We start from the raw sequence: 12,406 nt of genomic DNA, 5'->3' as shown, positions 1-12,406 counted from the left end.
AGCCAGCCCACTGAACGGAACTGGCAGGCGGGAATCGTGAGGATCTTCGGCAAGGCACGGCACCGGCCCTCCGCCTCCTGGCGGCAGGCCACCGACCGCGCGTTCACGCTGATCGGCGACGGTCGCTACGACGACGCGGGCGCGCTGCTGACGCGGGCGGCCGACCTGGAGCCCTGGCTGTCGGAGTCCTGGTTCAACCTGGCGCTGCTGCACAAGTTCCGGCACGACTGGGAGCAGGCCAGGGCGGCCGGCCTCCGGGCTGTGGCCCTCCTCGACCGGGACACCGGGGCTCCCGACTGGTGGAACGTCGGCATCGCGGCGACCGCCCTGCAGGACTGGCCGCTGGCCCGCCGGGCCTGGCAGGCCTACGGACTGCGCACCCCCGGGGACGCCACGGACGCCGGTGAGCCGCTCGGCATGGACCTCGGCAGCGCGGCCGTACGGCTGTCGCCGGAGGGCGAGGCCGAGGTCGTGTGGGGGCGGCGGCTCGACCCCGCCCGGGTCGAGGTGCTGTCCATCCCGCTGCCGTCCTCGGGGCGGCGCTGGGGCGAGGTCGTCCTGCACGACGGGGTGCCGCACGGGGAGCGGACGACCGGCGCGGGGCACTCCTACCCCGTCTTCGACGAGATCGAGCTGTGGGCGCCCTCGCCCGTGCCCACCTGGGTGGTCCTCCTGGAGGCCGCCACCGAGTCCGACCGGGACGCGCTGGAGCAACTGGCCGCCGACGCCGGGTTCGCCGCCGAGGACTGGTCGTCCTCCGTCCGGCTGCTGTGCCGGATGTGCTCGGAGTCCCGGATGCCCTCCGACGAGGGCGAGGGCGAGCACCTCGACCCGCACGACCACAGCGAGCCCGGACATCCGGGGCCCCTGGGCCACCGCACCGACGGGCAGCTGTGGGTGCCGGAGCGGGAGTGCGGGGTGGCCGCGCCGGCCGGGCTGGTGAAGGGGCTGCTGGACGGGTGGGTGGCGGACAGTCCGGACTCGCGTGACTGGCGGGACCTGGAAGAGGTCTGCTGAGCGGCCCCGTAGTCTTTGCCGGGGCGGTCCTTGCCGTGGAGCCGGGACGCGCCAGCTAGCAGTCACCGTCAGCATCACCCCTGGTTGTACGAGGAAGGCATACGTCGGTCATGGCCCAGCAGGACACCGATCAGCAGCACACGGGCGTGCTCCCCGTGGACGACGAGGGCTTCGTCGTCGACACCGAGGAGTGCGAGCAGCGCGAGGCCGACTGGCGCGGGCGCGGCACCTCCCGCCCCATCACGGTGGTGGGCAACCCGGTACTGCACAAGGAGTGCGAGGACGTCACCGACTTCGGCGAGGAATTCCAGCAGCTGGTCGCGGACATGTTCGCCAGCCAGCGCACCGCCGAGGGCGTGGGCCTGGCCGCCAACCAGATCGGCGTCTCGAAGAAGGTCTTCGTCTACGACTGCCCCGACGACGACGGCGTCCGCCACGTCGGCGTGGTCTGCAACCCCCGGCTCGTCGAACTGCCCGCCGACCGGCGCCGGCTGGACGACAGCAACGAGGGCTGCCTCTCCGTGCCGACCGCCTACGCGGCGCTCGCCCGCCCCGACTTCGCCGAGGTGACCGGGCAGGACGAGAAGGGCAACGCCGTCCGGGTGCGCGGTACCGGCTACTTCGCACGGTGTTTGCAGCACGAGACGGACCACCTGTACGGGTACCTCTACATCGACCGGCTCTCCAAGCGCGAACGCAAGGACGCGCTGCGGCAGATGGCCGAGAACGAGCCGCGGTACCCCGTCGTCGCCAACGACTGACACCGCGCCACCCGTCCCGCCCTCCCCTCATCTCCCACACGCACGGCGCCCGTTCGGGTCTCATCCCGAGCGGGCGCCGTTCGTCTGCCCGGAAGCCGCCACACAACAGGAGAAGTCCGGCATCGAGTCGTATCGAGGGGTAGTGAAGGGAGCAAATCCGTTCCCAGAACGGTCAGTTGTAGTGCTGAATGGGAAGTGCGGGGATACGCAACGGCGCACGCCCCGCTGAGCGAGAGGAGTGCGCCACCGGCGGCTGAGAGGGGTTTGTTCGTGCATGCTTTCCCACACGGCACCACAGCGGCACCGACCGCGATCGCAGTACCGTCGTCGCTTCGTCTCCCGGTGATCGAGGCGGCATTTCCGCGGCAACTGCACCCGTATTGGCCGAGGCTCCAGGAGACCACCCGGAGCTGGCTGCTCGAAAAGCGGCTCATGCCCGCGGACAAGGTCGCGGAATATGCCGACGGCCTGTGCTACACGGACCTCATGGCGGGGTACTACCTGGGCGCCCCCGACGAGGTCATGCAGGCGATAGCGGACTACAGCGCCTGGTTCTTCGTCTGGGACGACCGGCACGACCGGGACATCGTCCACGGCCGTCCCGCCGCCTGGCGGCGACTGCGCGGCCGACTGCACACGGCTCTCGACGCTCCCGGGGACCATCTGCACCACGAGGACGCGCTGGTGGCCGCGTTCGCCGACAGCGTGCGGCGGCTGTACGGCTTCCTGCCGGCCACCTGGAACGCCCGCTTCGCCCGGCACTTCCACGCGGTGATCGAGGCGTACGACCGGGAATTCGGCAACCGCACCCGCCGGATCGTGCCGGGCGTCGAGGAGTACCTCGAACTGCGCCGGCTCACTTTCGCGCACTGGATCTGGACCGACCTGCTGGAGCCGAGCGCGGGCTGTGAATTGCCGGATGCGGTCCGAAAACACCCGTCGTATCGCCGGGCGGCGCTGCTGAGTCAGGAATTCGCGGCCTGGTACAACGACCTCTGCTCGCTGCCCAAGGAAATAGCGGGAGACGAGGTCCACAATCTCGGAATCAGTCTCATCGCCCATCGGTCACTCACTCTGGAAGAAGCGATCGAAGAAGTCAGGCGGCGCGTCGAGGAATGCATTGCAGAGTTCCTCGCCGTGGAACAGGACGTCCTGCGGTTCGCCGACACACTCGCCGACGGAACCGTACGTGGAAAGGAACTGAGCGGCGCCGTACGGGCCAACGTCGGCAATATGCGGAACTGGTTCAGTTCCGTCTACTGGTTCCACCACGAGTCCGGCCGGTACATGGTCGACAGCTGGGACGACCGGTCCACGCCCCCGTACGTCAACAACGAAACGGCAGGTGAGAAATGACCGTCGAGTCCGTCCGTCCCGGGACCGGCCCGCGGCCGGAGCCCGAGTTGCGCGAGCCGCCGGTCGCGGGCGGCGGCGTGCCGCTGCTCGGCCACGGCTGGCGGCTGGCCCGCGACCCCCTGGCGTACATGGCCGCCCTGCGCGACCACGGCGACGTCGTACGCATCAGGCTCGGCCCGAAGACCGTCTACGCGGTCACCGACCCGGAGCTGACCGGCGCCCTCGCCCTGAGCCCCGACTACCACATCGCCGGACCGCTGTGGGAGTCGCTGGAGGGCCTGCTCGGCAAGGAGGGCGTCGCCACCGCCAACGGCCCGCTCCACCGCCGCCAGCGGCGCACCATCCAGCCGGCGTTCAGGCTCGACGCCATCCCCGCCTACGGGCCGATCATGGAGGAGGAGGCCCACGCGCTCACCGAGCGCTGGCAGCCGGGGCAGACCGTCGACGCGACCTCCGAGTCCTTCCGGGTCGCCGTGCGCGTCGCGGCCCGCTGCCTGCTGCGCGGGCAGTACATGGACGAGCGGGCCGAGCGCCTGTGCGTCGCGCTCGCCACCGTCTTCCGGGGCATGTACCGGCGGATGGTGGTCCCCCTCGGGCCGCTCTACCGGCTGCCCCTGCCGGCCAACCGCGCCTTCAACAACGCGTTGGCCGATCTGCATCGGCTGGTCGACGAGATCGTCGCCGAGCGCCGTGCGTCCGGTCGGAAGCCGGACGATTTGCTCACGGCATTGCTGGAGGCCAAGGACGACAATGGCGACCCGATCGGGGAACAGGAGATCCACGACCAGGTCGTCGCGATACTCACCCCCGGCAGTGAAACCATCGCCTCCACGATCATGTGGTTGCTCCAGGCACTTGCCGACCACCCGGAACACGCCGACCGCATACGCGACGAAGTCGAAGCGGTCACCGGCGGGCGCCCGGTGGCATTCGAGGACGTGCGCAGGCTCACGCACACCGGCAATGTCATCGTCGAGGCCATGCGTTTGCGCCCGGCGGTATGGGTATTGACCCGGCGCGCGGTGGCCGAGACCGAACTCGGTGGCTATCGCATTCCGGCCGGGGCGGACATCATCTACAGTCCGTACGCAATCCAACGCGATCCGAAGTCGTACGACGGCAACCTGGAGTTCGACCCCGACCGATGGCTTCCGGAACGCGCGAAGAATGTGCCGAAATACGCCATGAAGCCGTTCAGTGTGGGCAATCGCAAGTGCCCGAGCGATCACTTCTCGATGGCGCAGCTGACCCTGATCACGGCCGCACTCGCCGCCAGGTACCGCTTCGAGCAGGTGGCGGGTTCGAACGACGCGGTCCGGGTCGGCATCACCCTGCGCCCGCACGACCTGCTGGTCAGGCCGGTGGCGCGGTGACGGCGCCGACGGCTCGGGCGGCGGCGACGGTTCCGGGGGTTCCGACGGCTCAGGCGGCGGCCTCCGGGCCCCGGAACGTGCGCCGGTAGGCGTACGGGGTGGTGCCCAGGGCCCGGACGAACTGGTGCCGCAGGGCCGCCGCCGTGCCGAAACCGGTGCGCCCGGCGATGGTGTCCATCGTCTCGTCCGTCGCCTCCAGGAGCCGCTGGGCCAGCAGCACGCGCTGGCGCAGGAGCCAGCGGTAGGGGGTCGTCCCCGTCTCCTGCTGGAAGCGGCGGGCGAAGGTCCGCGGGGACATGTGCGCCCGGGCCGCGAGCTGTTCGACGGTCACCTCCTCGTCGAGGTGCTGGTCCATCCAGGCCAGCACCTCGCCGACGGTGTCGCAGGAGGAGCGCGGCAGCGGCCGTTCGATGTACTGGGCCTGGCCGCCGTCCCGGTGCGGCGGCACCACCATGCGCCGGGCGATCCTGTTGGCGACCTCCGGCCCCTGCTCCTTGCGCACGATGTGCAGGCAGGCGTCGATGCCGGCGGCGGTTCCGGCGGAGGTGATGACCGGGTCCTCGTCGACGTAGAGCACGTCCGGCGCGACCCGGGCCCGCGGATAGAGCCGGCTCAGCTCGGCCGCGTGGTGCCAGTGCACCGCGCACCGCCGCCCGTCCAGCAGGCCCGCGGCGCCGAGCACGAAGACCCCCGAGCACACGCTCAGCACCCGGGTGCCCCGCTCGGTCGCCTCACGCAGGGCGGCCAGCAGGTCGGGCGGGTACGGGCGGCGGAGGAAGTCGCTGCCCGCCGGCACCGCGATCAGGTCGGCCTCCTCCAGCCGGTCGAGTCCGTACGGCGTGGAGACGGTCAGCCCGCCGACATGCGTGCCGAGCGCGGGGCCCTCCGCGGAGACGACCGCGAAGTCGTACCCGGGAAGGCCCTCGTCGCTCCGGTCGATGCCGAAGACCTCGCAGATCACGCCCAGTTCGAAGGGATGCACCCCGTCAAGCACGACGGCGGCCACGTTCTGCAGCATGCCGCCAGTGTGCCTCGGATGTGGCAGGAAATCGAGGTCCTACGGCAGTCCTGCCACTGACGGTAAGGAGTCTCCGGTACGACAGTGGTGTCATGACCGGAAACCAGATTGAAGGCCTTGTCGGAATGCTCGCGACCTTCGGACTCCTCGTCCTCATGGTCCTCCCCTCGGTGATCGGCATCGTGCGCGACCGGCGCATCGACCGTCAGCTCAGGGAGGCCGAGAAGGGGCACAGGGCGGAGAAGCGGGCTCAGAAGTCCTCGGACAGGTCGACGGTGCCCTCCACCGCCACCTGGTACGCCGAGGGGCGCCGCTCGAAGAAGTTGGTCAGCTCCTGAACCCCCTGCAACTCCATGAAGGAGAAGGGGTTCTCGGAGCCGTACACCGGGGCGAAGCCGAGCCGCGTCAGACGCTGGTCGGCCACGCACTCCAGGTACTGCCGCATCGAGTCGGTGTTCATGCCCGGGAGGCCGTCGCCGCACAGGTCGCGAGCGAACTGCAGCTCGGCCTCGACGGCCTCCCGCAGCATGTCGGTGACCTGCTGCTCCAGCGCCCCGTCGAACAGCTCCGGCTCCTCCTTGCGCACGGTGTCGACGACGTCGAACGCGAAGGACATGTGCATGGTCTCGTCGCGGAACACCCAGTTGGTGCCGGTGGCCAGGCCGTGCAGGAGCCCCCGGCTGCGGAACCAGTAGACGTAGGCGAAGGCGCCGTAGAAGAACAGGCCCTCGATGCACGCGGCGAAGCAGATCAGGTTGAGCAGGAAGCGGCGCCGGTCGGACCGGCTCTCCAGCCGGTCGATCGACTCGACCGAGTCCATCCACCTGAAGCAGAACTCGGCCTTCTCCCTGATGGACGGGATGTTCTCCACGGCCGCGAAGGCGGCGGCGCGGTCGTCCGGGTCGGGCAGATAGGTGTCCAGGAGCGTCAGGTAGAACTGGACGTGGACGGCCTCCTCGAAGAGCTGGCGGGAGAGGTACAGCCGCGCCTCGGGGGAGTTGATGTGCTTGTAGAGGGTCAGCACCAGGTTGTTCGCGACGATCGAGTCGCCGGTGGCGAAGAAGGCCACCAGCCGGCCGATCAGGTGCTGCTCCTCGGGGCTGAGCTTCGCGAGGTCGGCGACGTCCGAGTGGAGGTCGACCTCCTCCACGTGCCAGGTGTTCTTGATGGCGTCCCGGTAGCGCTCGTAGAAGTCCGGGTAGCGCATGGGGCGCAGCGTCAGCTCGAAGCCCGGGTCGAGCAGGTTCTTGACGGCGCGGTTCGCGGGGTTCGCGGGGATCTCGGTGGTCATTACTGGCATGCCTCGCAGGACTCGGGGTTCTCCAGGGAGCAGGCGACCGCTTCGGGGTCCGGGGCGGCCTGCACGGGGACGGTGGCGCTCCGGGCCGCGGCGCGGGCGATCCGGGTCGCCGGGCGCGAGCGCAGGTAGTACGTCGTCTTCAGGCCCTGCTTCCAGGCGTACGCGTACATCGAGGAGAGCTTCCCGATGGTCGGCGTCTCCAGGAACAGGTTCAGCGACTGGGCCTGGTCGAGGTACGGGGTGCGGGCGGCGGCCATGTCGATCAGGCCGCGCTGCGGGATCTCCCAGGCGGTGCGGTACAGCGCGCGCACGTCCTCGGGGATCCACGAGAAGCCCTGCACCGAGCCGTTCGCCTCGCGCAGCGCCTCACGGGTGCGGGCGTCCCACACGCCGAGGTGCTTGAGGTCGTCGACCAGGTAGGAGTTGACCTGGAGGAACTCGCCGGACAGCGTCTCGCGCTTGAACAGGTTGGACACCTGCGGCTCGATGCACTCGTAGGCGCCCGCGATGGAGGCGATGGTCGCGGTCGGCGCGATGGCGAGGAGCAGGGAGTTGCGCAGGCCGGTCGTCGCCATCCGCTCGCGCAGCGCGGCCCACCGCTCCGGCCAGGTGTGCGCCACTTCGTAGTGGTCCGGGTGCAGCACGCCCCGGGCCGTACGCGTCTCCTCCCAGGCCGGCGCGGGCCCCTCGCGTTCGGCGAGGTCGGCGGAGGTCTCGTACGCGGCGAGCATGATCCGCTCGGCGATGCGGGTGGACAGGACCCTGGCCTCGGGCGAGTCGAAGGGCAGGCGCAGCCGGAAGAAGACGTCCTGCAGGCCCATCGCGCCCAGCCCGACCGGGCGCCAGCGGGCGTTGGAGCGGCCCGCCTGCTCGGTCGGGTAGAAGTTGATGTCGACGACCCGGTCCAGGAAGGTCACGGCGGTGCGGACGGTGGCGTCCAGCCGCTCCCAGTCCATGCCGCCGCCCGCCTCGTCGACGAACGCGCCGAGGTTGACCGACCCGAGGTTGCAGACCGCCGTCTCGCCGTCGTCGGTGACCTCGAGGATCTCCGTGCAGAGGTTGGAGGAGTGCACGACGTGGCCGGGGAGGGCCGTCTGGTTCGCCGTGCGGTTGGCGGTGTCCTTGAAGGTCATCCAGCCGTTGCCGGTCTGCGCGAGGGTGCGCATCATGCGGCCGTACAGCTCCCGCGCGGGCAGCGTCCTGCGGGCCAGCCCCTTCGCCTCCGCCCCGCGGTACGCCTCGTCGAACTCCTCGCCCCACAGGTCGGTCAGCTCGGGCACGTCGGCGGGCGAGAAGAGCGACCAGGTCCCGTCGGCGTCCACCCGGCGCATGAACTCGTCCGGGATCCAGTGCGCCAGGTTGAGGTTGTGCGTGCGGCGGGCGTCCTCGCCGGTGTTGTCCCGCAGCTCCAGGAACTCCTCGACGTCCGCGTGCCAGGTCTCCAGGTAGACCGCCGCCGCGCCCTTGCGCCGGCCGCCCTGGTTCACCGCCGCCACCGAGGCGTCCAGCGTCTTCAGGAACGGCACGATGCCGTTGGAGTGCCCGTTGGTGCCGCGGATCAGCGAACCCCGGGCGCGGACGCGGGAGTAGGCGATGCCGATGCCGCCGGCGTGCTTGGACAGCCGGGCGACCTGGTGGAGGCGGTCGTAGAGGGAGTCCAGCTCGTCCTTGGGGGAGTCCAGGAGATAGCAGGACGACATCTGGGCGTGCCGGGTGCCGGAGTTGAAGAGGGTGGGGGAGGAGGGGAGGTAGTCGAGGCGGCTCATCAGGCCGTACAGCGCGGCGACCTCGTCGACGGCGCGGGCGCCGTCGTCCTCGGCGAGTCCCGAGGCCACGCGGAGCAGGAAGTGCTGGGGCGTCTCGACGACCTTGCGGGTGATCGGATGCCGCAGGAGGTAGCGGCTGTACACGGTGCGCAGCCCGAAGTACCCGAAGCGGTCGTCGGCGGCCGGGTCGACCAGGGCGTCCAGCCGCCCGGTGTGCAGCCGTACGAACGCGGCGGTGCGGTCGGCGATCAGGCCCTCGCGGTGACCGGTGGCGACCGAGCCGCTGAACGAGGTGACGCCCTGGGAGGCGGCCTCGGCGCGGATGCCGAGGGTCAGCAGCCGGGCGGCCAGCCGGGAGTAGACCGGGTCCTCGGAGATCAGCCCGGCGGCCGCCTCCGTGGCCAGCTCGCGCAGCTCGGCCTCGTCGGCGCGGGCGGAGCGGCCGCGCAGCGCGGCGGCGGCCACCCGGCCGGGGTCCGCGTCGGGCAGGTCGGCGGTCAGCGCCGTCAGGGTCCGCAGCAGGGCCGCACCGGGGCCGTCGGAACCCCCGGTCGCGGGGTCGGCTGTCACCGGGGCGGCTTCGGCCGTCACCGGGGTCGCTGAAGCCGGGTCGGCTGGCGCGATGGTCACGTGGGGGCACTCCCTCGCTCGGCACGGGGCCAGGCGGAAGGCAGGAGGCAGCTCACGAACGCACGCGGCGTCGCGCCCACCGGCCCATTCCACGAGGCCCGGACGTCAAGGCACCCGGACCGGGACGGCCGGGCGCACCGTCGGCAGGTGTTCGGACTGGACATGCGTGCGAAGACGTACGCGGACGTACGGAGACACGCATGTACACCGTTGCGGGACAGTTCCGGATTCGCACCGGATTCCCCTGCGGCGACAGCGAGCACGAGCATACATCTTGTGCCGGGCCGCGCCAGCACCCCCAGATGTTGTGTCCCGATGTGCCGTCAGGCGGTCTCTCCGGCGGGGTCCGGAGCCTCGGGCCCCGGGTCTCGGAGCCCCAGTTCGTAGGTGAGGAGCGTGATGCCGTCCAGCTCCGGCAGCGGGTTCCAGTCGCGGCCGGGGGCGCGGGTGAAGCCCAGGCGGGCGTAGATGCGGTGGGCGGCGCGCATGGTGCGCTGGGTCGACAGCACGACGCCCGTGCAGTCCGGCACCGACCGGGCACGGTCGACGCAGGCCCGCACGAGCGCCTCGCCGGCGCCCCGGCCGCGTGCTTCGCGGGCGACGGCCAGCATGCGTATCTCCGCCTCGCCGGGCCGGGCGATCTCCGCCATCGGGCCGCCGGACGGCACGAAGGTCACGCCGCCGAGCACCAGGTCGTCCGCGGCGGCGACCAGCACCTCGGCCGCCGCGGCCCGTTCGCCCACGTCGCGCAGCTTGTCGAGGTAGGCGTCGCTCTCCCCGAAGTCGAGGAGGCCGTCGCGCAGGTAGGCCTGCGCGGTGATCTCGCCGAGGGCGGCGTACTCCTCGGTGTTCGCCCGCCGAATCACGAAGTCCATGACGCCGAGTGTGCCCCACGGGTACGACAACGGGCCGCCGGATCTCTCCGACGGCCCGTCCGGGCACGGCAAGTGAACCGGGGGTCAGTGCGAGCTGCCCGCCGTCGCCGGCGGCAGTTCCTCCTGGACGCCCGGGTCGCCGACGTCCGCCGTGTAGTCGGCCGGCCTCGTCTCGTCGACGCCGTCGGGCGCCTTGACCGCCCGCAGGACGAAGGTCAGGACGACGGTGACCAGCGCGTTCAGCACGATGGCGGTGAGACCGATGTAGCCGATCTCGCCGATGCCGGGGATCTCGTCGGAGGAGCCGCCGAAGTGCGCCTGCGTCGGCGAGGCGACACCGTAGGCGGCGACCGTGCCGTAGACCATGCCGACCGCCCAGCCGCCGAGCAGGGCCCAGCGGTGGAACCAGCGGGTGAACAGGCCGCCGACCAGGGCGGGGAAGGTCTGCAGGATCCAGATGCCGCCCAGCAGCTGGAAGTTGATCGCGACCGTCTTGTCCATGCCGAGGACGAAGATCAGCGCGCCCACCTTCACCAGGAGGGACACCAGCTTGGAGACCTTCGTCTCCTGCGCCGGCGTGGCGTCCGGCTTGATGAAGTCCTTGTAGATGTTGCGGGTGAACAGGTTCGCGGCCGCGATCGACATGATCGCCGCCGGGACCAGGGCGCCGATGCCGATCGCCGCGAAGGCCACGCCCGCGAACCAGTCCGGGAACATGTTCTCGAACAGCTGCGGGATCGCGAGCTGGCCGTTGTCCACCTTGACCCCGGCCGCGATCGCCATGAAGCCGAGCAGCGCCAGCAGGCCCAGCATCAGCGAGTACAGCGGCAGGATCGTGGTGTTGCGGCGGATCACCTCGCGGCTGCGCGAGGACAGCGTCGCGGTGATCGAGTGCGGGTACATGAACAGCGCCAGCGCGGAACCGAGCGCCAGCGTCGCGTACGTCCACTGGCCCCCGTGGTCCGGAGTCAGCGCGCCGCTGCCCGCCGAGGTGAACTTGTCGTTCGCCGCGGCGAAGATGTCGTCGAAGCCGCCGAGCTTGATCGGGATGTAGATGATCGCCACGGCGATCACGATGTAGATCAGCGTGTCCTTGACGAACGCGATCAGCGCGGGCGCGCGCAGCCCCGACGAGTAGGTGTACGCCGCGAGCACGCCGAAGGCGATCAGCAGCGGCAGGTCCTTGATGAACCAGTTGGTGTCCTCGCCGCCGCCGACGCCCATCACGTCCAGGACGGCCTGGATGCCGACGAGTTGCAGCGCGATGTACGGCATGGTCGCCAGGATGCCGGTGACGGCAACGGCCAGCGACAGGCCCTTGGAGCCGAACCGGCCGCGCACGAAGTCCGAGGTCGTCACGTACCCGTGCTTGTGCGAGACCGACCACAGGCGGGGCAGGAAGGTGAAGATCAGCGGGTAGACCAGGATCGTGTACGGCACCGCGAAGAAGCCGGACGCGCCGGCCGCGTAGATCGCCGCCGGGACGGCCACGAAGGTGTACGCCGTGTACAGGTCGCCGCCCAGCAGGAACCAGGTGACCCAGGTGCCGAACGAGCGCCCGCCCAGGCCCCACTCGTCGAGGCTGTGCTCGTTCTCGGCCCGGCGCCAGCGGGCGGCGAGGAAGCCCATGGCGGTGACGAGGACGAAGAAGAAGATGAAGACGCCGAGCGCGACGCCGTTCACGCCGTCGTTCATCGCGGCTCACCGCCCTTCGCGGTCACGTGGGCGGCGGCGCGTCCGCGCTGGTCCCGCTGCCACAGCTTGTACGCGGTCACGGTGAGCGCGCTGGAGATCGGCACCCAGGCCATCTGGTACCAGTAGAAGAACGGGATGCCGATGAAGGTCGGGTCGGTCTTCGCGAACGAACCCACCCACAGCATGGCGACGAACGGCGCGACGAGGCAGAGCCCGATGACGACGCGCACCGGCGTCACCACCGGCTCTCTGCTCGCTTCCGGCTCTTCCGGTTCTTTCGGCATGCGGCGGCTCCGTCCCCTCGCTGATCACCTCGTGCAGTGCGCACGAAATGTAGGTGACGGTGTCAAGACGGCGGAAGACCTCGTCCGCATATCGGTCCCCAACCGCAACGTCGACGTGGCCCGGGGCCGGTCTGCTCCAGGGGGTGTCGTTTGGATCTGGTCGGTATCAGGCAACGGCACCTTGTTGCCAGACCCCGCGACCCCCGGCAAGATCCAAACGACGCCCCCTAGTTGTTCTGTCCGGGGAGGTTGTGGGCAGGTGAGCCAGGTCTCGGCTGGGGGAGCTTGAACAGGTGAGGGCCTTCCGGTTCGGTGTGGATTGCGACGTCTA

The 12,406-nt window shown here is 70.4% G+C and carries 11 protein-coding genes and 1 riboswitch; of the genes, 5 read left to right on the top strand and 6 right to left on the bottom strand.

Annotation, left to right across the window (positions count from 1 at the left end; translation table 11 throughout):
- Positions 1-36 precede the first annotated feature (36 nt).
- The 4 genes from IG94_RS0108820 to IG94_RS0108805 all read left to right on the top strand — a co-directional run bounded on the left by IG94_RS0108820 (position 37) and on the right by IG94_RS0108805 (position 4,507).
- The gene (locus tag IG94_RS0108820) at positions 37-1,017 is read left to right on the top strand and encodes a tetratricopeptide repeat protein (RefSeq protein WP_031033180.1); all 981 of its coding nucleotides are present in this window, start codon (positions 37-39) and stop codon (positions 1,015-1,017) included.
- Positions 1,018-1,127: 110 nt separating this feature from the next.
- The gene (gene def, locus IG94_RS0108815) at positions 1,128-1,778 is read left to right on the top strand and encodes a peptide deformylase (RefSeq protein WP_031033179.1); all 651 of its coding nucleotides are present in this window, start codon (positions 1,128-1,130) and stop codon (positions 1,776-1,778) included.
- Between the two features lie 270 nt (positions 1,779-2,048).
- Positions 2,049-3,134: an epi-isozizaene synthase gene (cyc1, locus tag IG94_RS0108810; RefSeq protein WP_052410610.1), complete on the top strand. Its 1,086-nt coding sequence runs from the start codon at positions 2,049-2,051 to the stop codon at positions 3,132-3,134.
- On the top strand, positions 3,131-4,507 hold the full coding sequence (locus IG94_RS0108805; protein WP_031033176.1) for a bifunctional albaflavenone monooxygenase/terpene synthase: 1,377 nt from the start codon (positions 3,131-3,133) through the stop codon (positions 4,505-4,507). Before cyc1 ends, IG94_RS0108805 begins: the two co-directional genes overlap by 4 nt.
- 49 nt (positions 4,508-4,556) lie before the next feature.
- Here the strand turns inward: IG94_RS0108805 and IG94_RS0108800 are convergent, their stop codons facing one another.
- Positions 4,557-5,525 (bottom strand): helix-turn-helix domain-containing protein, encoded by a 969-nt coding sequence (locus tag IG94_RS0108800; RefSeq protein WP_031033175.1) that lies wholly within the window; start codon positions 5,523-5,525, stop codon positions 4,557-4,559.
- A gap of 92 nt (positions 5,526-5,617) precedes the next feature.
- On the opposite strand from IG94_RS0108800, the gene IG94_RS43370 reads away from it, so the two are divergent.
- The gene (locus tag IG94_RS43370) at positions 5,618-5,863 is read left to right on the top strand and encodes a hypothetical protein (protein ID WP_078535634.1); all 246 of its coding nucleotides are present in this window, start codon (positions 5,618-5,620) and stop codon (positions 5,861-5,863) included.
- On the opposite strand, the gene IG94_RS0108795 is transcribed toward IG94_RS43370, so the two are convergent.
- The 5 genes from IG94_RS0108795 to IG94_RS0108775 form a co-directional block, all read right to left on the bottom strand.
- The gene (locus IG94_RS0108795; RefSeq protein ID WP_031033173.1) at positions 5,776-6,816 is read right to left on the bottom strand and encodes a ribonucleotide-diphosphate reductase subunit beta; all 1,041 of its coding nucleotides are present in this window, start codon (positions 6,814-6,816) and stop codon (positions 5,776-5,778) included. The genes IG94_RS43370 and IG94_RS0108795 overlap by 88 nt on opposite strands.
- Entirely contained in the window at positions 6,816-9,221 is a 2,406-nt protein-coding gene (locus tag IG94_RS0108790) for a ribonucleoside-diphosphate reductase subunit alpha (protein WP_031033172.1), read from the bottom strand. The genes IG94_RS0108795 and IG94_RS0108790 overlap by 1 nt, the downstream gene beginning before the upstream one ends.
- Positions 9,222-9,346: 125 nt before the next feature.
- Positions 9,347-9,490, bottom strand: a riboswitch (cobalamin riboswitch).
- A gap of 54 nt (positions 9,491-9,544) precedes the next feature.
- Entirely contained in the window at positions 9,545-10,096 is a 552-nt protein-coding gene (locus IG94_RS0108785) for a GNAT family N-acetyltransferase (protein WP_051159427.1), read from the bottom strand.
- Between the two features lie 84 nt (positions 10,097-10,180).
- Entirely contained in the window at positions 10,181-11,791 is a 1,611-nt protein-coding gene (gene mctP, locus IG94_RS0108780) for a monocarboxylate uptake permease MctP (protein WP_031033169.1), read from the bottom strand.
- Positions 11,788-12,075: a DUF3311 domain-containing protein gene (locus tag IG94_RS0108775; RefSeq protein ID WP_078535633.1), complete on the bottom strand. Its 288-nt coding sequence runs from the start codon at positions 12,073-12,075 to the stop codon at positions 11,788-11,790. Before IG94_RS0108775 ends, mctP begins: the two co-directional genes overlap by 4 nt.
- Positions 12,076-12,406: the final 331 nt, after the last annotated feature.

It is taken from the genome of Streptomyces olivaceus (assembly GCF_000721235.1).
GTDB classification, from domain to species: Bacteria; Actinomycetota; Actinomycetes; order Streptomycetales; family Streptomycetaceae; genus Streptomyces; species Streptomyces olivaceus.
The sequence above is the reverse complement of the archived record's forward strand: the minus strand, read 5'-3'. Positions and strand labels throughout refer to the sequence as shown.

Excerpts from the sequence above, each read along its gene's own strand:
- IG94_RS0108800 (WP_031033175.1), bottom strand. The coding sequence starts at position 5,525 with ATGCTGCAGAACGTGGCCGCCGTCGTGCTTGACGGGGTGCATCCCTTC.
- def (WP_031033179.1), top strand. The coding sequence starts at position 1,128 with ATGGCCCAGCAGGACACCGATCAGCAGCACACGGGCGTGCTCCCCGTG.
- IG94_RS0108795 (WP_031033173.1), bottom strand. The coding sequence starts at position 6,816 with ATGACCACCGAGATCCCCGCGAACCCCGCGAACCGCGCCGTCAAGAAC.
- IG94_RS0108805 (WP_031033176.1), top strand. The coding sequence starts at position 3,131 with ATGACCGTCGAGTCCGTCCGTCCCGGGACCGGCCCGCGGCCGGAGCCC.
- mctP (WP_031033169.1), bottom strand. The coding sequence starts at position 11,791 with ATGAACGACGGCGTGAACGGCGTCGCGCTCGGCGTCTTCATCTTCTTC.
- IG94_RS0108775 (WP_078535633.1), bottom strand. The coding sequence starts at position 12,075 with ATGCCGAAAGAACCGGAAGAGCCGGAAGCGAGCAGAGAGCCGGTGGTG.
- IG94_RS43370 (WP_078535634.1), top strand. The coding sequence starts at position 5,618 with ATGACCGGAAACCAGATTGAAGGCCTTGTCGGAATGCTCGCGACCTTC.
- IG94_RS0108785 (WP_051159427.1), bottom strand. The coding sequence starts at position 10,096 with ATGGACTTCGTGATTCGGCGGGCGAACACCGAGGAGTACGCCGCCCTC.